Below are 21,383 nucleotides of genomic sequence, written 5' to 3'. Positions count from 1 at the left end.
ACCCTCCGGCCACATGGACCCGTGTCGGCGAACCGGGGAAGCGTTACTCGCTGTTCGCTGCCGAGAAGGCCAGGCCGGCCACGGTACCGAGGGCGTGGCAGGTCGTGGCCGGAGTGGGTGGTGTGGCCGGGGCGGTGTGGCCGGTCAGGGCAGGATCTCGACGTACCCGTCGGTGCCGTGCACGCGGATCCGCTGGCCGTCCCGGATCAGCCGGGTGGCCCGCTCCACGCCTACGACGGTCGGCAGGCCGTACTCCCGGGCGATGACCGCGCCATGGGTCATCAGGCCCCCCACCTCGGTCACCAGGCCTGCGATTGCGACGAACAGCGGCGACCAGCTGGGGTCGGTGAAGGCCGTGACCAGGATGTCGCCCGCTTCGAGATCGGCTTGCGCCATGTCCAGGACGACCCGGGCCCGGCCCTCCACGGTCCCGGCCGAGACCGGTACGCCGACCAGGGCTCCGGCGGGGATGTCGTCCCGGCGGTACGACCCGGTGAGGGCCTCGCCGTCCGAGGTGAGCACCCGGGGCGGGGTGAGCGCGCGATACGCCCGGAACGCCTCCCTGCGCTGCCGGACGAGTTGCTGGACGGACTGCCGGACGGACTGTGGGCCGACCGGCCGGTCCGAGCGCACGAGATCGTGGAGTTCCCGGAAGGTGAGGTAGAAGACGTCCTCCCGCTCGGCGAGCAGCCCTGCCCGCACGAGGCGTTCGGCCTCCGCCGTCAGGGCCTGCTTGTAGACGAAGTAGCGGCTGATGATGCCGTACTTCGGGTACTCCCGGTACCCGATGAAGGTGCGGACGCGGTCGATCATCCGCTTGGCCTCGTCGGCCTTCCGGTCCCCGTCCGGCAGGGCGCGCAGGCGTGACAGCACGTCCTGTTCCTTCTGTTGGGCCTTCTGCCGCCCCAGCTCGAAGCGCTTCTCGGCGGCGCCCGGCTCGGAGTTGCGCACGTGGTCGAGGATCACGGGCACCAGCGCGCCGGGGTGTTCGCGCCAGCGCGGCCTGGTGATGTCGATCTCGCCGACGCAGCGCATCCCGTACCGGTCGAGGTAGTCCTCGATGGCGTCACGCGCCTCAGGCCCGCCGGTGAGCTTCCCCAGCCCGTCCAGGAAGCCGTCGTCCTGCACGCCCCGCAGGTACGCCACCACCTCGGGCAGCGGGCGGATGACGTCCGCGACGTCGAGCAGAGCCAGGCCCATCTCCGAGGTGACGTTGCCGGGGGCGGACAGCGTCAGCGTGTCGGCGGCGTTCTTCTCACCCAGCCACTCCCCCAGCTTGTCGTTGAGCCACCACGTGGCCTCCATGCCCGCCGTGATCACCTGCATGCTCAGCGGATCGCCGAGGTTGCGCTTGTGCTCCTCGAAGGCCTCCAGCAGGAAGTCGAACAGCGCCGGTCCGCTCTTCGCCCGGATGTCGCGCTCCAGGGCGGCGAGGGAGGCCCGGCTGCGCTCGATCAGCTCGGTGACGATGGCCGGGTCGGTCTCGATCAGGTCGGGCGCGCCGCCGGGCGGCGGACCGCCGGGGCCCGGATCAGGGAGGGACGCAACGAAGTCACCACGGTCGAGGACGGTCTGCAGAGCGTCCCGGACCAGCGGATCGCCCTTCCCGAGGGCGTCCAGGAGGGCGGCGCGGCTCGCAGGCGAGGCCAGGCGCGCGGTGACGTCCACGAACAGCCGCCCGCCGGCCTCGTACATCGGCACCAGGGCCGTCAGCTGCCACACGGAGTACCCCAGCGGCTTCATGGGGTCGGTCATCATCTGCGCGTGGCCGACGGAGACGTAGACACGGTTGTCCCGGTCGCCGCGCTCCGGGACGGGGAACAACGTCGTGATGGGCCGGCTCTGCACGATCTGGAAGTCGTCGTCCACCAGGCACCATTCGATGTCCTGGGGGCGGCCGAAGTGCGCTTCGATCCGCCGCCCGAGCTCGACCAGCCGTACGACCTGCGCATCCGTCAGCGCCGGCTGCGCCTGCCGCGCCTGCCGCTGTGGGTCGGTCGCCACCTCGTGCGTACCGCCGGCCGGCAGGGCTGCCGGCGTGCGCTGTTCGGCGGCGATCGTCCGGGCGACGACCTTGCCGTCGCGCACGGTGAAGACGTCCGGGTTGACCAGGCCGGAGACCAGCGCCTCGCCGAGGCCGGGTCCGGCGTTCACGGTGGCGACCTTTCGGTTGCCCGTGAGGGGGTCGGCGGTGAACAGGACGCCGGACGCGTGCGGGAAGGCCATCCGCTGCACGACCACGGCCATGTGGACCGTGCGGTGGTCGATGCCGCCGCGGTGGCGGTAGGTCACGGCGCGCTCGGTGAACAGCGAGGCCCAGCACCGGCTGATGTGCCGGAGGACCGCCGCCGGGCCCACGACGTCGAGATACGTGTCCTGCTGGCCGGCGAAGGAGGCCGTCGGCAGATCCTCCGCCGTCGCGCTGGAGCGCACGGCGTAGGCGGCCCGTTCGCCGGACCGGGCCAGTGCGCGGGTGATCGCCGCCACGAGATCGTCCGGGATGGCGCTCCCTTCGATGGTGCGGCGGATCTGCGCGCTGAGCGTGCGGATCGCTTCCCGGTCGTGGTCGTCCGCCGGCACGCGCGACAACCGATCGAGCAGACCGTCGACCGCGGGCGCCCCCTCGATGATCCGCCGGAAGGCCGCCGTCGTCACGCAGAAACCTCCCGGCACGCGGACCCCTTCGATGCGCGACAGCGCGCCCAGGTGTGCGCCCTTGCCGCCGACGAGCGCGACGTGGGTCTCGTCCACCTGGTGAAGGTCGCACACGTACTGCTCGTTCACTGCGATGCCTCCAAGGCGGTCAGGGGGTCATGGCTCGGGTCGACGATTCTGCGCCCTGACCGGGCCCTTGCGGCAAGCCCCCGGTCGCGCTATAAGTTGAGAGTGGCAAGGAGAGCGCTCTCCTTGCCTTTGTCGTTTCCGAGGCGGCCCGTCGGGGACCGTTGAGGCGGGGCGGGGGCGCACCCCCTGGCCGGGGCGGCTGACTCGGGCGGGCGTTGAAGCCGAATCCGGCACGGGAGGCGGGTCGTTGCCGTCCGGGTCATCCCGACCAGTGCAGGCGTCCGAGGTGGATGAGGCGGAGCTGGCCGAGGGCCGTACGGGCGGCGGCCGTCCAGTCCTCACCGCGCAGGGAGGCGGCCAGGAACGCCGAGGCCGTCATGAACATGTGGTCCACCAGGAGCCGCGACAGCATCGTCACGTCCCGCTCGGCCCAGCCGGCGCTCACGGGATCGGCCGCGAGGGCGGCCCCCGTCTCCTCGGCGAACACGTCCAGCTGGTCCGCGATGGCCTCTCGCACCGCCGTCACCCCTCCGTGGCGCTCACGGACCAGGAAGCGGACGTGAGCGGGCCGGGTGCGCACCAGCTCGGCGACGAGGCGCACGGCGGCCTCGCCGCGCCGCTCGGGGTCGCCGGTCGCGGCGAGGACGTCCCGCACCGTGGTGTGCAGGCTGGCCAGTGACTCCTCGACCAGTGCCGTCCCCAGCTCGTCCATGTCGCGGAAGTGCCGGTAGAAGGCGGTGGGGGTGACGCCCGCGGCCCGGGTCACCTCCCTGAGCCCGAGACTTCCCAGGCTGCGCTCCTCCAACAACGCCAGGGCCGCGTCGAGCAGTGCGCGGCGGGTGCGACGGCGCTGGGTCTCGCGGACCCCGGCGGAAGGGCTCATGACGCGAAGTCAACCGCGTCACACTCGTGCGCCGCCAGCATGACGCCAACTGAACCGGGTAGTCAGTGAACAACTGTTACCTGAATGGAAGGACATCCCATGCTCTTCCTCGTAGGCGCACTTCTGGTGCTCGGCGTCGTCTTCGGCGCCGTCGCTCACCTCCCCGTACCCGTCGGCGCGGCCGCCGGTCTCGTCATCGCCCTGTGGCTCGGCCTTTTCGCCGCCCGCGAACGGCTGTCCGGCCGGGGCCGGAGCGCACTCCCCCACCACGAGCGCGGGGGTCTGCGATGAGCCCGCGCACCCCACCCCGTACGGGTACCGGTACCGGTGCCGGTACCCGTACCCGACCCCGGAGCGGGGCCCGTGCCCGCGACGCCGACGCGATGGCGGTCACCGCGTTCGTGCTCGGCCTGGTGGGACTGCTCGTGATGAACCTGCTGCTCGGCCCCGTCGCCGTGGTCCTCGGCACCCTCGCCCTCTACCGCCGCACCACCCGGACCGGCCGCGCCCGCCTGGCCATCGCCCTGGGCATCACCGACGTCCTGGTCCTCATCTGCCTCGTCACCGCCGACGGCACCTGGTCCTGGAGCATGACCTGAACCCTCCGCCGGCTGCCGCCCGGCCGACCCCGGATAACGGAGACCCGAGACCGGAGGCCGGAGACCGGAGACGGACCTGCGGGCTCGGTACGGCGCAGGCCTCAGCCCCGGCCGATGAAGGCGAGGCCGGCCGCGCCGGGGCGGCGGTCCGGGGGGAGGGCGAGGTGGGCCTGGCGCAGGGCCTGGGACAGCGGCACGCCCCGGCGCAGGTGCCGGTCGTAGGTGTCGGCCAGGAGGCGACCGGCCAGTTCGTCGTCGATGGCCCAGAGGCCGCCGACGACCTGCGAGGCCCCGGCCACCAGGCAGGACAGGGCGGCGGCCGTGGTGTCGGCGCGCTCGGTGGACTTGGCCGACCAGCAGCAGCCGAGGACGACCACCGGCGGCAGCCCGAGCCGCAGCAGGGCGGCCGGCGAGGAGGGGCCGTCGGGCAGCAGCATGCGGTACTCGAAGCCGTCGCTCTCCGTGCCGTGGACGCTGACGGTGAGGATGTCGTACGGCGCCGCCTCCAGCGCGTCCTGGAGTTCGGCCAGCGAGTGCACCCGGGTGAAGCGGATGTGCCCCTGGGCGTCGAGCTGTTGCAGGGCGCCGGCCTCAAGGCGGGAACCTTCGAGCTCGACCTCGTCGAAGATCCCGATCACCCGCGGCACGACGGCCGCGGGGGCCGGCCGGGAGCGCAGGGCCGCGCCCGCCGACATGCTGATCGTCAGCTCTGTGGTGCCCCGCGGGGCGAGTTCGTTCCAGGGCATCGCCCAGGTGCCCGAGTCGGGGACGACGAGGATGCTCGCGCCCGCGGCATCGGGACCGATGTCGGCGAAGAACAGATCGGAGATCCGTCGGACGGCCTCCGCGGGGGCGTCCTCGGAGTCCTCGTCCATGCACTGGGCCAGCGCCTTGCCGTCGGCCGCCGAGACGTGGGTGCGCCGTACGAGGGGAACGGGGTGCGAGGGGCGGAGTGTGACGACGGTGAGGTAGTGCTCGCCGACCTCCGCACCGGTGAAGAGCACCCAGACGACATGGTGTGCCGGGAGCCCCTGCGCGATCTCGGCCGGCGTCACCGGCGCCGTGGTCCGCGCCAGGAAGTCCACGAGCGTGATGTCCGCGCGGGCGTCGGTGTCGTAGGCGCCGCTGTCCTGGGGGCGGCCGACGGCGGTCCCGCCCCGGAACTCCCCCAGGAAGTCCGCGAGTTCGGCGACGATCTGCGGATCGTGGCCCGCCTCGTGGAGGTCGACCGCCGTCATGAGCAGGCCCGTGAGAAGCAGCTCGACGTCGGTGACGGTGCGGGCGGCGAAGACGTCGTCGGCGCAGAGCCGGGACAGGCACTCGCGCAGAGCGCGAGGTGAGGGCAGCAGGCCGCCCTGCACCCGTGCCGCTTCGGCGAACAGGCGCAGCGCCGACCTGGCGGGGCCGGGAGGCAGCTCCTCGGCGCTCTGGCCGTACCATCCGCAGGCCCCCACGTAGTCGCCTCGGAGGGCGGCCTCGGAGGCGTGTGCCATGGCGCTGTCGTGCGGAGTGACGCTCGCCAGGACCGGCGCCACCAGCTCGTGGGCCCGGTCGTTCGGGCCGATGTCGGCCGCCGTCCGCGAGAACTCCCGCTCCGCGGCCAGCCCCTCGTCGATTCGGCCGGCGGCGATCAGCAGGCGGGAGCGGTAGAAGGTGACGAGGGCCCGGTAGCCGGGTGTGTCGGCGGCCGTCGCCAGCGCCTCCACCGTGGTCCGGAGGCGTTCGATGTTGGCCGTCGAGTGCGCGGCGTAGGCGACGGCGCCCAGGATCTTCGCGCGGCGGATCCGCCGGCCGCTGCGGCCCACCTCGTGGAGCAGCGCGCGCAGGACGGCGTCGACCGTGAGGGATCCGAGGGCGTACAGCTGCTGCTCGCTGGAGATCGCGGACAGCAGGTACAGGATCGTCTTGTCCGGGCCGTCCGGCGCCAGCTCGGCAGCGATCCGGCGGCATTGCGCCGCCTCCCCCGTACGGCCCAGTTCCCCGAAGTGCCCGCCGGTCTCGTCCAGGAGCGATGCCAGGAGGCGGCGGGTCAGCGGCTTGGGCGAGGCGCGGGAGTAGTGCTGGTCGACGGTCTGGACGATGTGGTCGAGTCCGGCCGAATACACCGGCCGTCGGTCCAGCACCTGGTACAGCCTGGTGATGGCGCGGACGTCGGTCGCGTCGACGTCCTTCAGGTCGCTCACCAGGTCGACTTCCAGGTGGCGGCGGACCGCGGTGACGACCAGCGACTTCAAACGGCTCCGCAAGGCGCCCATGGCGGGGCGGTCAGACGGCGTCGGTGTCGAGGGCGGCGGCCCGGGCTGTGCCTTCGGCCGGTCCGGGGCTCTGTGCGGGAAGGATCGTCCGCCGCAGCAGCCGCTCGATCTCCTCCACGGTCGCCTCGCCGTCGAAGCGGATCTGGCCGTGCGGGCCGATGGCTTCGACGTACATCCGGGTGCGGTCGTCGGTGCGGTCGGCGCGGCGCCGGGACGCGAGCGAGCGGATGGCTCCGGCGAGGTAGGCGATGGTCTGCGGGGCCTGCATCAGGGCGATGACCGTCGCGGTCCCACCGATGAAGCCGCCGTCGAGCCCCCACTGGGAGCTGCGCCGTCCGCGGGTGGGCGTGGCGTGCCCCTCGGCGACCAGGAGTTCCGCGAGCTCTCCCGGAACGCTCATCTTGATGGTGTCGCTCATGTACGCCCTCTCACGGAGCGGGCCGCCCGTACTGCTCCCGGACCCGGGCGGATCCCTCAACTGGCCTGTTCCGCTTGCAGTATGGCCCCGTGGGCGTCCCGGCATCCGGTGTTCCGGATTTCCCGTTCCGCTTCCCGGGTACGGCGGTCGCCGGCACCGGGCGCAGGGGGCGGCGCGTCGAAAGCGTTCAGGAGTTGGGCAGGCGGCGGAAGCGGTGGTCGTCCTCGTACCCGACCGCGGGGATGCCCAGCAGGTCGTCCACGCCGGGGAAGCCCTCGCCCGCCTGGAACTCCGTCCCGTGCACGGAGGTGTTCTGCGGCGGTCCCCCGTACATGCCGGTGTGGGCGCTGCCCAGCTCCATGAGGTAGCCGCCCGTCGCCGACGGGCGGCGCCGGTCGTTGGCGACGGCCTGGGTGGCGTAGGTGTTCATGGCCGCGATGCGCTGGTAGAGGTCGGCAGCCGGCATCGCGGAGCGGCGGGCCGGGCGGCCGTCGAGGCCCTTGACGCGGATGTCGTGCGTCCGGGCGGCCTCCAGTACGGCTCGCAGTCCGGTCGCGCCCAGGTTCATGTTGCTGTCGTAGCGGGTGACGAACGTCTGCAGTTCGTCGCTCATCGGCCCGCCTGCGAGGTACGCGTCGACGTGTGCCTGGTAGCCGTCGTCGCGGATGCTCTCCAGGTAGAGGGTGCTCACACCGGCGGCCCGGATCTCCTCCATGTGCGTGCACAGGAACCGCCAGATGGGTGCGCCGGAGTGGCTCCCGCCGATGGCCACGCCGTCGAACCGCTCCAGCAGTGCTCGCAGATCGCCCATCGCGTCCTGGGAGCCGGAGCCGGCCAGGGTGTCCTCCACCGTCTGGTGGCGCTGCTGCCGGTCCTCGGCGGTCTCCGTGTACGCGTCGCGCGCGGCTCGGGCGTCGCGGCCGAGCTGTGCGTCGCGTGCGTCCTGGCTGTTCCAGTAGCCGCGGGTCTGCGGGTCGGCGCGGCCGATGCCTTCCAGTACCTCGTTGCGCCCCGCCGTCAGGGAAGCGTCCGGCGCCAGCCTGCGGATGTTGCCCAGGTGGTAGTGGAGCATCTGGTCGGTCTCCTGCAGCGTCTGCGGGTCCGCGTCGACGGCCACACGCTGCTTGTTGGCGGCGTCCCGGGTGGGCTGGGGCAGGCTCTGCCATTCGGCCGCCGTCAGCGCGTTCGGTGTGCGGCCGTTCGCGCGGGATGTGCGGGGACCGCGCACCCGTAGCGCCGGGCCCGGGGGGTGCTGGTGCAGTTCTTCCTGCTCCATGCGCTGGATGGCGGGAGCGGGACCGGCGGGTGCGGCCGTGCCCTGGACGGGAGGGGTGTGGCCGCAGTCGGCGGTGTGCGCGTGCCGCTGTGCCTCGATGATGCGGGACACCGCGGCGTTCCCGGCGAGACGCTGGAGTTGCAGCATCGACTCCGCGGTCGTCGCGCCGCCGCCGGACCGGGCCTGTCGCGCGGCCTGCGCGGCTCCCGAGCGCTGCGGCCCTCTCCGCTGCTCGTCACCGGTGTGCTGCGCCCGCATGCGGCGTCCCCTCTTGCGACTCTTGCGACGTGCGACGTGCGACGTGGACTGGGAGAGCCGAGTGTCGCTGGACCGACGTGTTCGGCGGTATGTCCGGAGGGGCAGGTACGGGTGCAGGCGTCTTGCCCTTCACACGGGGAGTGGGGGCGGGGTCGGGCCACCCCGCCGTAGCCGCTGGTCACGGTGATGACCGGCTCGGGGAGTCCTGGTGGTCGGCCTCGGGGAATGGTCCGGCGCCGGGGTGGTGTTTCCGGGGCGTACGCCTTTTCCGCCCTGGTAGTAGGAGGATGTCGTGGCCCTGTCCCGGACCGAGCGTGAGCAGTTCCTCGCCGAACCCCACATCGCCGCCCTCTCCGTAGCGCGGGCGACGAGCGTGCCCCGCTGACGGTACCGATCTGGTACGACTACTCCCCCGGCGGTGACATCTGGATCATGACCGGCCGCGATTCCCGCAAGGCCGAACTGATCGCTGCCGCTGGCCGGTTCAGCCTGATGGTCGACCGTGTGGAGCCGTCGGTCCGGTACGTGTCGGTCGAGGGCCCGGTCGTCTCGGTCGTGCCGGCCGTGCGCGAGCAGTTGGAGTCGATCTCCGCGCGGTATCTCCCGGCCGACAAGGTGGACGGCTACGTCGACGGCGCGTGGAAGAACCACGGTGAGCAGGTCGTGATCCACATGCGTCCGTCGCGATGGGTGAGTTCGGACCTCGGCCAGGTGTGACCCGGTAGCGCGCCCCTCGATCTCGCCGTTGCGGCGGCGCCGGTGCGGGCGGCCCCGGCCGTAGCGCCCCCCGGGCCTGGGGGCGGGGCCGTGAGGCCGTCCGTGCGGTCGCGGGTGGTCCCGGGGCCGGCCGGGCGCTCGTGTCCGGATGTGACAGAACATGGTCATTGCGGCCATCACGCCCGGGCGGAATGATCGGCACATGCAGTCACCGCACAGGGTCGTCATCGCCGCCTTCCCCGGCGTCGAACTCCTCAACGTCACCGGTCCGGCCGAGGTGTTCTCGGTCGCCACCCGTGTCGCGGGCACCGGCCGGTCCGGGTACACCGTCCGCATCGCGACCGCCGGAGGGGAGCCGGTGGCCACCGCCAGTGGAATCCGGCTGATGGCCGACCTGACGCTGGACGAGGTGCACGGCGACGTTGACACCCTCCTGGTGTCCGGGGCGGTCCGCGTGGACGGCCACGAGGTGGAGCCGGTGCTCGACGGCGGGACCATCGACTGGCTGCGGGAGGCAGCCCCCGGAACCCACCGGGTGGCCTCCGTCTGTTCGGGCGCCCATCTGCTGGCCGCGGCGGGCCTGCTGGACGGCCTGTCCGCCACCACCCACTGGCGTACGGCTGCCCGGCTGGCCTCCGACCACCCGCAGGTCACCGTCGATCCGGACCCGATCTTCATCCGGGAGGGCCGCCTGTGGACCTGCGCAGGCATCGCCTCGGGAATGGACATGGCCCTGGCCATGGTCACCGAGGACCACGGACCCGGACTCGCCCTGGCCACCGCCCGCACCATGGTCATGTACGTCAGACGCGCCGGCGGCCAGAGCCAGTTCAGTGTTCCGCTCACCGTGCCGGCCGCCCCGGGCGACCGAATCGACGAGCTGCGCATGTGGATCGGCGAACACCTCACCGAGGACCTGTCCGCCGATGCCTTGGCCGCGCGGCTGCACCTGAGCGTGCGCCACTTCTCCCGGCTGTTCTCCCGGCGCACCTCCACCACCCCGGCCGCCTACGTCGAATCCGTACGGCTGGAGGCCGCCCGCCGCCTGCTCCAGGACAGCAGCCACGGCTTGCCCGAGGTCGCCGCCCTCAGCGGCCTCGGCTCGGTGGAGAGCTTGCACCGCTCCTTCCGGCGCCGTCTCGGTACCACTCCCGCCGAATACCGGCGTCGCTTCCGCTAAGGGCCGTCCCGACGCCTCACCCCTTTTGCCCCTCGCCGTCCGCGAGAGCCACCGCGCGGCGTAGGACAGTCATGCCCAAGGAGAGAACCATGTCCCGAACCAAGGTCGTCCCTATCCCGGTCATGGGCCGACACAACATCAACGCGTACCTGCTGCTGGGCCGCCGGCCCGTCATCGTCGACGCGGGTACACCGGGCAGCGGCAGAAAAATCGCCGCGCAGGTCGCCGCGCACGGTGTGGACCCCGCCGACGTCTCGCTGATCGTCGTCACGCACGGCCACATCGACCACTTCGGCTCCGCCGCCGAACTGCACCGCCTGACCGGGGCACCGGTAGCGGGGCACGCCGCCGACCTCGGCCCGTTCCGCACGGGCCGGGCCCGCGAGCCCTACCTGCCCACCGGGCGGATGGGCCGACTCATGGCCAGGAACAAGAACCTGCACCTACGAGTCGAACCGTTCGAACCCGGCGTACTCGTCACCGGCGAGACGGACTTGGAGGACTTCGGGGTCGCGGCACGCATCATGCCCACCCCGGGGGCACACCGCCGGATCGATCTCCGTCCTCACCGGCGAGGGAGACCTCGTCGCCGGCGACCTGATCGCCAACTCCTTCTTCGGCCTCGTACCCGGCCGGCCTGCCAACCCGCCCTTCCACGACGACCCGCTGCTCAACCTCGCCAGTCTGCGCAGGATGCTCGACCTGAACCCCACCAGACTCCACGTGGGACACGGCACCCCCCTCGCACCCGACCGCGTCCGACGCTGGGCCTCCCGGGAACACCGGCGGCTGTCCCGGCTCGAAGCAGCCGGACGGATCCGCGCGCGTCGGGACGACGCGACGACCCTCGGATGAGCGGACGCCGAGCGCAGACCCTGTCCGGCGCACCGCAAAGTGGGCCGGGCCGGGTCACCGGGGCGCTGCGTCCCCGCCGGCGCCGGCACCGCCCGCGACTCGGCGCCTGACCTGGTCCTCCTGGGCGAGGCGCCGCAGCAGCTCGAACACCGGGGCACAGACCGCGAGGACGACGACCGCCCGCTCGGCCAGCGACACGGGGTCGTCGATGCCGACCGCGCGCTCCAGGTCCAGGCGGGCCACCGACTCTGCCAGGCGGGCGTAGGCGGCGAGCTCCCCCGGGGCATACTGCGCGTCCAGCCTCCGCAGTTCCCTCAGTGCCGCTGTCAGTCCCTCCACGTGCGGTGACGTACCCGGCACCTGCCACTCCAGGGTCGCGAGCAGCTCCGCCACCTCGGTGCCGGCGGTCGCGTCGCCCCCGGACGCGTCACCGGGGTCGGCCACGGGCGAGGCCGTCCCCGGCACCGGCAGCGCGTAGCTGACCGCCCCGAGGGCTCCCTCGACGCCGTGAGCCTGGTCGACGGCTCCGAGCACGTCGCGGGTGGCGGCGATCGACAGGCCGCCGAGCGTGGTCAGCGCCTTGATCAGCCGCAGCCGTTGCGCGTGCTCCTCCCCGTACTCGGCCAGGGTCGCGGCCGTCGCCCGCCCTGCGGGCAGCAGCCCCTGCCGCAGGAAGTACTTGATGCTGGCGACCGGAACGCCGGTCCGCCGGCTGAGCTCCGAGATCTTCATTGCGGCTTCCCTGCTGGTCGTGCGGTCGGGCTCCCGGCGCCCGGCACGGCCCTTCGGCGATTGGACACCACAACAAGATACTGCCACTATCCAGTATCTGGATACTCGAAGTATCCAGTGCAGGAACGCAGCCGCACCGGAGAATCGATGCCTCAGCCCACGCCGCCCCCGTCCGTGCTCCGCCGACCCCAGCTGTGGATCGGAACGGGACTGATCGCCTCAGTGCTCTCGATGGTGTTCGCCCTGCTCTACGTCGGCGGCAACGTCGACCCCAGGGGCAGCCTGCGCGACCTGCCGGTGGCTGTGGTGAACTCCGACCGCGGCGCCGACGCGGGCGGCCGCCATGTCAACCTGGGCGAGCAGGTCGTCTCCGGGATCCAGAAGGCGGCCGAGGGCGACAAGAGCGTCGACTGGCAGGTCATGAGCCGTGCGGAGGCCGACAGGCGGCTCGGCAAGGGCAAGCTCTTCGGCGCGCTCGTCATCCCCGAGGACTTCTCGACCACGGTGACCGGGCTCATCGCCCCGCAGCCGGCACCTCCGGGCAAGGCGGCCCCGCCGACCCTGACCGTGCTGACCAACCAGGCCGCCGGCAGCATCGGGTCCTCCATGGCCTCGCAGGCTGCGCAGAAGGCCTCCCACGCCGCCTCCACCCAGCTCGGGCAGGAGCTCCTGAAGCAGGCCGGATCGCCGACCGGGTCCCAGAAGACCCCGCTCCCGACGGCCGCCCAGCTCAAGCTGGCCGACCCGGTGACCGTGACCGTGGCCGACGGCCACCCCGTCGGGCCGCGCAGCGCCATGGGCCTGAGCGCCTTCTACTACGCGCTGGTCCTGGTCGTCTGCGGCATGCTCGGAGCCAACGTGGTCCACTCCCAGGTCGACACCGCGCTCGGCTACCTGCACACCGACTTCGGCCCCTTCCGCAAGCGCGAACCCGTCCAGCACACCAGCCGCGTCCGCACCCTGGCCATCAGTATGGCTCTCATGCTCGGCCTGTCAGTGATCATGGGCACCCTGGTGGAGGCCGCCACGGTCGGCATCCTCGACATGGACGCCTCCCACTTGGGCCTGCTCTGGCTCTACTCGGTCGCCACGATCGCGGTCGTCGGCATCGGCAGCCTGGCCCTGTTCGCCGCCTTCGGCACCCCGGGCATGCTGCTGGCCACCATCGTCTTCGTCGCGATGGCCGTCCCCTCCTCCGGCGCGACCGTGCCCGTCCAGGCGCTGCCCGGCTTCTTCCGCGCCCTCGCCGGGTTCGAGCCGCTGCGCCAGATCACCGAGGGGCTCCGCTCCCTGCTCTACTACGGGGCCCAGGCCGACGCGGGGCTCACCCGGGCATGGGCCTCGATGGGCGCGGCTCTCGTCGCGGCACTGCTCTTCGGCTTCGTCATCACCCGCCTCTACGACCGTCGTGGACTGCACCGCATCCCCCGGACCGAGACCGGGGCTGGGGCCGGAGCCGAGACCGGGGCCGCAGCCGCGGTACACGCCGAGGCCTCGGAGTCCTCCGAGGCGTCCGCACCGGTCACGGCCTGATCCGGCCTCGCCGGGCACGTCCCGGGCACGTCCCGGGCACGTCCCCGCTCGGGACTGGCTTGACTGGTGGACAGCGCGCCAGGTAGGGAGAGGCTGTTCATTGCGCAAGGTGTGAAACGGGGGACATATGAAGCCGCTCGAAGCGGGCGATCCGACCTCGCTCGGCGAGGGCCGCTACCGGCTGGTGGGGCGGCTCGGCCAGGGTGGCATGGGGGTCGTCTACCTGGGTCGCTCCCAGTCCGGCCGTGCGGTCGCCGTCAAGGTCGTACGCCCCGAACTGAGCACCGAGCCCGGCTTCAAGCGCAGGTTCGCCGACGAGGTCGCGGCGGCGCGCCGGGTCGGCGGCTTCCACACCGCGCCGGTGGTCGACGCGGACCCGGACGGGGACCCGGCGTGGCTGGTGACGGCCTTCGTGCCCGGACCCACCCTGCAAGCGGTGCTCGCACGCGTCGGTTCGCTGCCTCCGGACACGCTCACGGTCCTCGCGGCCGGCCTGGCCGAGGCACTCGAGGCGATCCACCGGGCGGGGGTCATCCACCGCGATCTGAAGCCCGCGAACATCATCGTCGCGGAGGACGGGCCGCGAGTCATCGACTTCGGCATCGCGCGCGCCCTGGACGGAACCGCCCTGACGCAGACCGGCCTGCAGGTCGGCACGCCGGGTTTCCTGGCACCCGAGCAGCTCACCGGCGGTGGGCCGGTCACCCCTGCGGTCGACATGTTCGCTTTGGGGGTGGTACTCACCCAGGCGGCGGGCGGCACCCCCTTCGGCGACGGCCCGTCCGCGGCCAGGCACTACAAGGTGGTGTACGAGGAGCCGGACCTGAGCGCGGTGCCCGGTGAACTCCGCGAAGCCATCGGCGCCTGTCTGTCCAAGGACCCGGCCGCACGGCCCACCCCAGCCGCCTTCCTCACCACTCTCACCGTCCGCCACCCGGACGGTGCATCCTGGCTGCCTGATGCGGCGACGCAGCTGCTCCCGCCCGCGGAGCCGGTGGTGCGTCCCACCGCGCGCGACACCACGCCGGACATCCCGCAGGCCGGCCCGCAGGATCCTCCGGTGGCGGACACTGCCCAGCCCGGTGTCGCGGAGCCCCGTACGGAACACGCGCGCACGGTGACGGGGCCCGTGGCGGAAGTCGTCTCCCCCGTACCCCTGCCCGTACCCGTAGCCCCGCACGAGGCGCAGGCGGATGCAGCAGGGCCCCGGCGTCGCCGCGCCATGATGGCGGCAGCGCTCGTGGCGTCTCTCACGGCCGTCGGCCTGTTCGTGTGGCAGCCGTGGAACGGCTCCGCCAAGGACGATGCCAAGCGCGGCGCCGCCACGCCCACCGGATCCGCCCCCGCCCCCGCTTCGTTCCCGACCGATCCCCTGCTCATCCGGCAGGACACCGCCCCGGGCTGGCCCGGGACCTGCCACGCCGTCATCGCCCGCCGGGACGCCGCGGCGGAGAAGCCCGTCCAGCTCATCGCAGGAGGCGCGGGCGCATGCGACACCCTGCCCCAGTGGTCCCCTGACCGCAGGTCGTTCGCGTTCACCCGCAGCACACCCGAGGGCACGGCCGTCTGGACCGCCAACGCCGACGGTTCGAACGCGCGCCGGATCACCTCCATCGCCGGCGGCAGGGTGTCCTGGTCGCCGGACGGCAGCCGGCTCGCCGTGCTCCGCATGAAGGACGGTGTGCAGCAGCTGTTCGCGGTGACCGTCGCCGACGGCTCCTCGCGCCAGCTCACCTCGGGCAAGGGCCCGGTCGAGGATCCCGCGTGGTCGCCGGACGGCAAGAGCATCGCGGTCTGCCTGCAGACGGAGCCCGAGAACTGGCAGATCCACGTGGTCGACCCCGCCGCCCCGAACCGCGCCCCCCAACAGGTGACCCGGCTGCCCCACCCGGCGCTCGACCCGGTGTGGTCACCCGACGGCGCCACCTTCGCCTACACGGCGGGCACCTACGGCACAGCCACTCAGGGCGACATCCGCCTCGTGGACGCCGACGGCAGTGACGACCGTGCGCTGGTCGCGACCAGCGCCCATGAGATGGACCCCGCCTGGTCCGTCGACGGCAAGTGGGTGGCATTCGTCCGCGGCCCCTACGAGAAGCCCGTGGTCTGGGCCGTGCGCATGGACAAGACCGGCGAGCGCGCACTCACCACCGGTGACTCCACCGAGGGGCATCCCGCCTGGCGCTGACACCGACGTCGGAGCCGGCCGGCGTCCGCTGCGCGCCGCCACCCGCACTTCGGGTCAGCACCACACGGTGCCGGTGGCGCGCCGGTGCCCCGGCTGCTGCGGCTCCGCGGCCGGTGGCGGGGCCGGCGGGGGGTCAGGACTCGCCGTCGATTCCCGTGACCGCGGGCGGCCCCAGAGGGGCCTCCTTCTCCGGGAAGCCCAGTTCCTCAAGGGTTGTGGCCAGGAGGCGGACGGCGTCGCCCTCGGCCGATGCCCGGTCGGCGGCCTCGACTTCGAGCCGGACGGAGAAGGTGCCGCCCTCGTGGACCGTGAGCAGTTCCACGTCTTCCGTCTCGCTCAGGTCGGTGTGGTGCGAAGCCAGCCTCCTGCTCAGCTCGGAGCGTGTCTCGTCGTCGATGTCGCTCAGGAAGGTGCCGGGCACGGTGATGACGTAGGTGGTCACTACTGCCTCCTGTCGGTCGGCTGGGTCGAATGGTGTGGATGCCCCGGTACCGGGTTTCGAATCCCCGTGGCTCGCCTGATCAGCCTGCCGGATACGGTGCGGAGCGGCCCGGCACCATCGTGCCCGGGCGGCTGCACGAACAGCATGTGCCCCACCGCGATGCCTTCAGGCGGTGCGGCACAGGGCGTGGTCGACGAGGTCTCTCAGCGCGTCTTCCTGACGGGCCGCGTTCTGCGGGTCCGCAGAGCGGCTGTGCGCGGAGACGGTGATGGTGCGTCGGCCGTCCACGGTTGTCGCCGCCCGGACGACATATCCGAAGCCGCTTCCTCCGTGCCCGAGGTAGCCGCCTCCGCAGGACAAGGGTGTGAAGAACAGGCCCAGGCCGTCCCGGGTGCCTTCCGGGTGGCCGCTGTCCCGCGGCACCGGCACGGTGTTCGTCATGGCGGCGAGCACGGCGGGCTTCAGCAGCCGTCCGCTTGCCAGTGCGGCGAGGAAGCGGTTGAGGTCGCGGGCCGTGCCGGTCATCGAGCCGTCGGCCCCGCTGTCGAAGGGACGGTAGGCGATCGTGGTGTCGACCATCGGGCCGTCCGCGGTGAACTGCTGATAGTTGGCTGTGCGCGGATACGGGAGGTAGGGCCGGGTGCCAGGAGTGTCGGTGTGCTGCAGGCCGAGCGGACGCAGGATCCGATCGTGGACCTGCTGTTCCCAGGTGCGGCCTGTGACCTTCTCGATGATCATTCCGGCAAGCACGTAATTCGTGTTGGAGTACGCCCAGCGGGTGCCTGCCGGGAAGGCAGGTTCATGGCGCATCGCCAGGTCCACCAGCTCTTCGGGCTTGTAGGCACGCCCCCGGTCGGCGAAGTAGGTCCGCGAACCGGGGTCGGGGAAGACGTCGTGGATGTAGTCGGACAGGCCGCTGGTGTGCTGCAGCAGGTCGCGGACGGTGATGGTCCGGCCGTCGTTTCCAGCACCGGACACGACCCCGGGCAGCAGCTGGTCCACTGTCTGGCCGAGGGAGATCCTGTTCTCGCCCACCAGTTGCAGCAGGACGGTGGCGACGAACGTCTTCGTGGTACTGCCCAGACGCAGGTAGCCGTCCTGCGGAACCGGGCGGCGGGTGACCAGGTCCCCCACCCCGGAGCGGGCCGTGACCGTCCCGCGCGGGGTTTCCAGGCGGACTGCCACCCCGGTGACCCCGGTGTCCCGTAGCGCGTCGGCGTCGCGCTGCACAGACCAAGCTGTTCCGGACGGGTGGGGTGTGGCAGAAGCCGCGACGGGCGGCAGAGACGACACAGCCAGCACCGGCACGGCGGCTGACAACCACAGACGACGAAAGATCATGACCTGATGCTAGGAACGGCACGGGTCACCAGCCATCCGGCATACGCCCCGTCCCGAACGGGTGCCAGCCGGATGGACATCACGGCGCGCACTGAACACCGCCACCGGCTTCGGCCGCCGAGTACGACCAGGCCGCCGGAGTCGCCGCGCGAGCCGCTCGGGCGCAGCGGCCCGCCCGCCACATCGGGCAGCCACGACCGACACCCCCACCAGCCTCGACTACCCTCAAACACGTGATCGAGCACGTGAACCAACTCGGCCCCACCGCGCCCGTACCCGGCCCCGCGCCCACCCCCACCACACCGGTGGTGTGGGCCCTCAACACCACCATCGACGCTGTCGGCGGCCACCCCGTCACCGACGCCAACTCCGTCCTCGACGCAGAGGAACGCGAACGCGCCGCCCGCTTCCACACCCCGGGGCTGGCCCACCGCTACGTCGCCTCCCACCTCGCCCTGCGCACCCTCCTCGGCCTCTACCTCGACCAGCCACCCCACACCGTCCGGCTCACCCGCGAGGACTGCCCCTGTTGCGGCGCCCCTCACGGCCGCCCCAACGTCCCCGGAAACCCGCTCCACTTCTCCCTCTCCCACAGCGGCGACCACGCCTACATCGCCCTCGCCACCACCCCCGTCGGCGTCGACATCGAGGAGCACCCGACCCCGCAGACCCTCACCGACGTCCTCCATCTCCTCCATCCCACCGAGACGCAGGAGCTGACCGCTCTGCCCGCCTCGGAGCGCGTCACCGCACTCGCGCGTTGCTGGGCCCGCAAGGAGGCCTGCCTCAAAGCCGCCGGGACCGGGCTCGCCAACGGCCTCGCCGACCCCTACGTCGGCGCCCTGCCCCACCCGGCCGCCGTTCCCGGCTACCACCTCGCCGACCTCCCCACCCCCACCCGCTTCCAGGCCGCCCTCGCCACCGTCACCGCCCCCTGACACCGCACGCACCAGCAGGACCGGCGTCGCGAGAGCCGCCGAGCCGGTAGGCGCGTTCGGCAGCACGCGACCGGCGACCCGGCTCACTTCCGCGGCGCGTCTGCGCCCACCGCCCCCATCGAGGGCATCCGTGAGGGAGCGTTCGCCTCCTGGCCCCTGGACGAATACTGCGCCCGCTTCCCGGGCCGACCGGCCCCGGACGAACCGGCCCACAGCCGCCGCATCGACGCGATCGACGTCCACGGCACCGTCGCCACGGCGACCATGACGCTCTCGCACGGCGCGGCCCCCTTCACCGATGTCTTCCTGCTGGTCCGTTCCGGCGACAGCTGGCGCATCGCCGGCAAGGCGCATCACCGGCACTCGTGAGGAGCCTGCGGCCGAACGCCTGCGCGGAGGGCCGGTGGGGTCGCGCGGATCGCCTCCGCCCCTCGCCGCGCCGTGCTGTTGCCTCTGCTGCTCCCTGCGTTTGATTTCCTGCTCCTCCGGGGATCCGGGCGCCGCCCTCTCGCGCGAGGCCCGCGCGGGCCCACTCACGAAAATTTCACAACTCGGGTCCTGCGCACTTCGGCAGGTGATCCCCTATGCCTCCGCAGCCCTCCCCGGCCCCTGGCCGGTCCCCGATGTCACCCACCCGGGCGACTTCGACGAGCGTCACGCGACCGCTGATCCCGCGCGGCCGGGGCTCTCGCCGGATGCGTGGTGTGGCGTGAACCCGCTGCGTCCGCGGGGCCGGCGTAGTCCGTCACGGCGCCGGAGACGCGTGGATCGGGCCAGGCAGCGGCGGCGCCGGGCCGTCCCGCTGTGGAAGGGCGGGCGCCCGGATCGGTTCCGGCGCCCCACCGGTCTCCGGCGTGAAACCGCGCCCGTCGGGCCGCCGCGGGCCGGGGCGGTACGAGCGGTACGGGCACGGGGGCGGCGCGCTTCCTGCCGCGGGCCGACCCCACCGGCCGTGCCCGCGTCATGTGCGGCGCGTCTTTGCCCCGTCACGACCGGAGCACGGCAAGGATGCCACGCGCTCGCCGACCCCTTGTGGGTGGGCCGGGGGTGGGTCAACCTTTCGAAGGCAGAGGCGAGTTGGCGAATTGTCATGACCATGTCCGCCCACATGACCGCGCACCCGTCGGCCATCGCCCCCGCCTCATCCCCGCAGTGCACCACCTACGAGGAGGACCCCCCACATGTCCGTGATGCGTCACACCCGCCGGAGGCTCGCCGACATCAGCGCGACCGCGGTCGCGGCCCTCGCGCTCGGCGCGGCAGCCGCCTTGCCCGCCTCGGCGGCCGACAGCGGCGCGCAGGGCGTCATCGAGAACGCCGGCGCCGCCGGAACCATCTCCGGCAGCTACATCGTGACCCTGAAGGACTCCGCGGCCCGTTCCACCGCCGAGAGCGGCAAGGCCGTGGCGAAGCGGTACGGCGCGCGGATCGACCGGACCTACACCGCGGCCCTCAACGGCTACTCCGTCAAGGTCTCCGAGGCGCAGGCCAGGAAGCTCGCCGCCGACCCGGCCGTCCAGTCGGTCGTGCAGGACCGCGTCTTCACCGTGGACGCGACCCAGCCGAACCCGCCGTCCTGGGGCCTCGACCGGATCGACCAGCGGGCGCTCCCGCTGAACCAGAGCTACACCTACCCGGACCAGGCAGGCCAGGGCGTCACCGCGTACGTCATCGACACCGGGGTCCGCATCACCCACCAGGACTTCGCCGGCCGCGCCTCCTACGGCTACGACGCCATCGACAACGACAACACCGCCCAGGACGGCCACGGCCACGGCACGCACGTCGCCGGCACCGTCGCGGGCACCTCGTACGGCGTGGCCAAGAAGGCCAAGATCGTCGGCGTCCGCGTCCTCGACAACAACGGCTCCGGCACCACCGCCCAGGTCGTCGCCGGCATCGACTGGGTGACCCGCAACGCCGTCAAGCCGGCCGTCGCCAACATGTCGCTCGGCGGCGGCGCGGACTCCGCGCTCGACACGGCCGTCCGCAACTCCATAGCCTCCGGCATCACCTACGGCGTCGCGGCGGGCAACGAGTCGACGAACGCCTCCACCAAGTCCCCGGCGCGCGTCGCCGAGGCCATCACCGTCGGCGCCACCACCAGCACCGACGCCAAGGCGAGCTACTCCAACTACGGCACCGTCCTCGACCTCTTCGCCCCCGGCTCCTCCATCACCTCCACGTGGGGCACCGGCGACACCGCCACCAACACCATCTCCGGCACCTCGATGGCCACTCCGCACGTGGTCGGCGCGGCGGCGCTGTACCTGGCGCAGAACCCTTCGAGCACCCCGGCCCAGGTCCGCGACGGCCTGGTGGCCGCCGCGACCCCGAACGTGGTCACCAGCCCCGGTACGGGCTCCCCGAACCTGCTGCTCAACGTCGGTGAGGGCGGCACCGTCCCGCCGGGCAAGCGCTTCGAGAACACCGCGGACTACGCGATCGGGGACAACGCGACGGTCGATTCGCCCGTCACCGTCAGCGGGGTCGCCGGCAACGCCCCGGCGGCGCTGTCCGTCGCGGTCGACATCAAGCACACCTACATCGGCGACCTCAAGGTGGACCTGGTCGCGCCCGACGGCACCCTGTACAACCTGCACAACCGCTCGGGCGGCAGCGCGGACAACATCATCAAGACCGTCACCGTCAACGCCTCCTCCGAGGTGGCCAACGGGGTGTGGAAGCTCCGGGTGAACGACAACGCGAATCTCGACACCGGAAAGATCGACTCATGGGCGCTGCAGTTCTGAGCGCACGGAGCAGCGCGTGACTTCTGAGCCGCGATGAACAGGCGGGGGTGACCGGGGGCGGTCGCCCCCGCTGCGCGTCCACGCCCCCTCGACCACCGCGCTCGCGGCCGCATAGGGTCCGCGCATGGCCACGTTGAGCCGGCAGGCAAGCGGCGCCCAGGCCGCGCGGGCCTCGGGGCCGGTGGCCTCGCGCGGCTGGCGGGCGGGGGCGGCGCCGGGGCGTCCGGCAGC

General features: G+C 72.5%; 16 protein-coding genes and 3 pseudogenes. 11 read left to right on the top strand and 8 right to left on the bottom strand.

Going from position 1 to position 21,383, the window contains the following annotated elements:
• Positions 1–144: 144 nt before the first annotated feature.
• Together rph and ACFWFZ_RS03755 are read right to left on the bottom strand one after the other, a co-directional pair.
• On the bottom strand, positions 145–2,784 hold the full coding sequence (gene rph / locus ACFWFZ_RS03760) for a rifamycin-inactivating phosphotransferase (protein WP_387116031.1): 2,640 nt from the start codon (positions 2,782–2,784) through the stop codon (positions 145–147).
• A gap of 259 nt (positions 2,785–3,043) precedes the next feature.
• Entirely contained in the window at positions 3,044–3,667 is a 624-nt protein-coding gene (locus ACFWFZ_RS03755; protein ID WP_387116028.1) for a TetR family transcriptional regulator, read from the bottom strand.
• Between the two features lie 99 nt (positions 3,668–3,766).
• Between ACFWFZ_RS03755 and ACFWFZ_RS03750 the strand changes: the two genes are divergently transcribed.
• Positions 3,767–3,958 (top strand): hypothetical protein, encoded by a 192-nt coding sequence (locus ACFWFZ_RS03750; protein ID WP_387116025.1) that lies wholly within the window; start codon positions 3,767–3,769, stop codon positions 3,956–3,958.
• Between the two features lie 92 nt (positions 3,959–4,050).
• Positions 4,051–4,266, top strand: a complete 216-nt coding sequence (locus tag ACFWFZ_RS03745) for a DUF4190 domain-containing protein (protein ID WP_387116022.1) — start codon at positions 4,051–4,053, stop codon at positions 4,264–4,266.
• Positions 4,267–4,367: 101 nt separating this feature from the next.
• Here the strand turns inward: ACFWFZ_RS03745 and ACFWFZ_RS03740 are convergent, their stop codons facing one another.
• From ACFWFZ_RS03740 to ACFWFZ_RS03730, 3 genes are all read right to left on the bottom strand, one after another.
• Positions 4,368–6,521 (bottom strand): CHAT domain-containing protein, encoded by a 2,154-nt coding sequence (locus tag ACFWFZ_RS03740; protein WP_387116019.1) that lies wholly within the window; start codon positions 6,519–6,521, stop codon positions 4,368–4,370.
• 10 nt (positions 6,522–6,531) lie between these two features.
• Positions 6,532–6,939 carry a hypothetical protein gene (locus ACFWFZ_RS03735; RefSeq protein WP_387116016.1) on the bottom strand — a complete coding sequence of 136 codons (408 nt, stop codon included), beginning with the start codon at positions 6,937–6,939 and terminating at the stop codon, positions 6,532–6,534.
• A gap of 187 nt (positions 6,940–7,126) precedes the next feature.
• Positions 7,127–8,473 (bottom strand): hypothetical protein, encoded by a 1,347-nt coding sequence (locus ACFWFZ_RS03730; RefSeq protein WP_387116013.1) that lies wholly within the window; start codon positions 8,471–8,473, stop codon positions 7,127–7,129.
• 292 nt (positions 8,474–8,765) lie between these two features.
• Here ACFWFZ_RS03730 and ACFWFZ_RS03725 point away from each other — a divergent pair.
• From ACFWFZ_RS03725 to ACFWFZ_RS03710, 4 genes and pseudogenes are all read left to right on the top strand, one after another.
• Positions 8,766–9,190, top strand: a pseudogene (locus tag ACFWFZ_RS03725) (pyridoxamine 5'-phosphate oxidase family protein).
• A gap of 202 nt (positions 9,191–9,392) precedes the next feature.
• The gene (locus tag ACFWFZ_RS03720; protein WP_387116010.1) at positions 9,393–10,370 is read left to right on the top strand and encodes a GlxA family transcriptional regulator; all 978 of its coding nucleotides are present in this window, start codon (positions 9,393–9,395) and stop codon (positions 10,368–10,370) included.
• Between the two features lie 71 nt (positions 10,371–10,441).
• Positions 10,442–10,849, top strand: a pseudogene (locus tag ACFWFZ_RS03715) (MBL fold metallo-hydrolase); the annotation flags it as partial.
• A 76-nt stretch (positions 10,850–10,925) separates the two neighbouring features.
• Positions 10,926–11,225 (top strand): hypothetical protein, encoded by a 300-nt coding sequence (locus ACFWFZ_RS03710; protein ID WP_387116323.1) that lies wholly within the window; start codon positions 10,926–10,928, stop codon positions 11,223–11,225.
• Between the two features lie 54 nt (positions 11,226–11,279).
• Here ACFWFZ_RS03710 and ACFWFZ_RS03705 read toward each other — a convergent pair whose 3' ends face one another.
• Positions 11,280–11,957, bottom strand: coding sequence for a MerR family transcriptional regulator (locus ACFWFZ_RS03705; protein ID WP_387116007.1), 678 nt, complete (start codon positions 11,955–11,957; stop codon positions 11,280–11,282).
• Between the two features lie 147 nt (positions 11,958–12,104).
• On the opposite strand from ACFWFZ_RS03705, the gene ACFWFZ_RS03700 reads away from it, so the two are divergent.
• On the top strand, positions 12,105–13,490 hold the full coding sequence (locus tag ACFWFZ_RS03700; RefSeq protein WP_387116004.1) for a YhgE/Pip domain-containing protein: 1,386 nt from the start codon (positions 12,105–12,107) through the stop codon (positions 13,488–13,490).
• Between the two features lie 127 nt (positions 13,491–13,617).
• The gene (locus ACFWFZ_RS03695) at positions 13,618–15,678 is read left to right on the top strand and encodes a protein kinase (RefSeq protein WP_387116001.1); all 2,061 of its coding nucleotides are present in this window, start codon (positions 13,618–13,620) and stop codon (positions 15,676–15,678) included.
• A gap of 133 nt (positions 15,679–15,811) precedes the next feature.
• Here ACFWFZ_RS03695 and ACFWFZ_RS03690 read toward each other — a convergent pair whose 3' ends face one another.
• Complete coding sequence (locus tag ACFWFZ_RS03690; RefSeq protein WP_387115999.1) at positions 15,812–16,120, bottom strand: hypothetical protein; 309 nt, start codon at positions 16,118–16,120, stop codon at positions 15,812–15,814.
• Positions 16,121–16,285: 165 nt separating this feature from the next.
• Positions 16,286–17,350: a serine hydrolase domain-containing protein gene (locus tag ACFWFZ_RS03685; RefSeq protein ID WP_387115997.1), complete on the bottom strand. Its 1,065-nt coding sequence runs from the start codon at positions 17,348–17,350 to the stop codon at positions 16,286–16,288.
• Positions 17,351–17,694: 344 nt separating this feature from the next.
• Between ACFWFZ_RS03685 and ACFWFZ_RS03680 the strand changes: the two genes are divergently transcribed.
• From ACFWFZ_RS03680 to ACFWFZ_RS03670, 3 genes and pseudogenes are all read left to right on the top strand, one after another.
• Entirely contained in the window at positions 17,695–18,399 is a 705-nt protein-coding gene (locus ACFWFZ_RS03680; RefSeq protein WP_387115994.1) for a 4'-phosphopantetheinyl transferase family protein, read from the top strand.
• A gap of 54 nt (positions 18,400–18,453) precedes the next feature.
• A pseudogene (locus ACFWFZ_RS03675) lies at positions 18,454–18,768 on the top strand (nuclear transport factor 2 family protein); the annotation flags it as partial.
• 812 nt (positions 18,769–19,580) lie between these two features.
• Entirely contained in the window at positions 19,581–21,152 is a 1,572-nt protein-coding gene (locus tag ACFWFZ_RS03670) for a S8 family serine peptidase (protein WP_387115991.1), read from the top strand.
• Positions 21,153–21,383: the final 231 nt, after the last annotated feature.

Source organism: Streptomyces sp. NPDC060232 (genome assembly GCF_042726555.1).
Lineage (GTDB): Bacteria > Actinomycetota > Actinomycetes > Streptomycetales > Streptomycetaceae > Streptomyces.
This window is presented reverse-complemented; position numbering and strand designations above follow the sequence as displayed.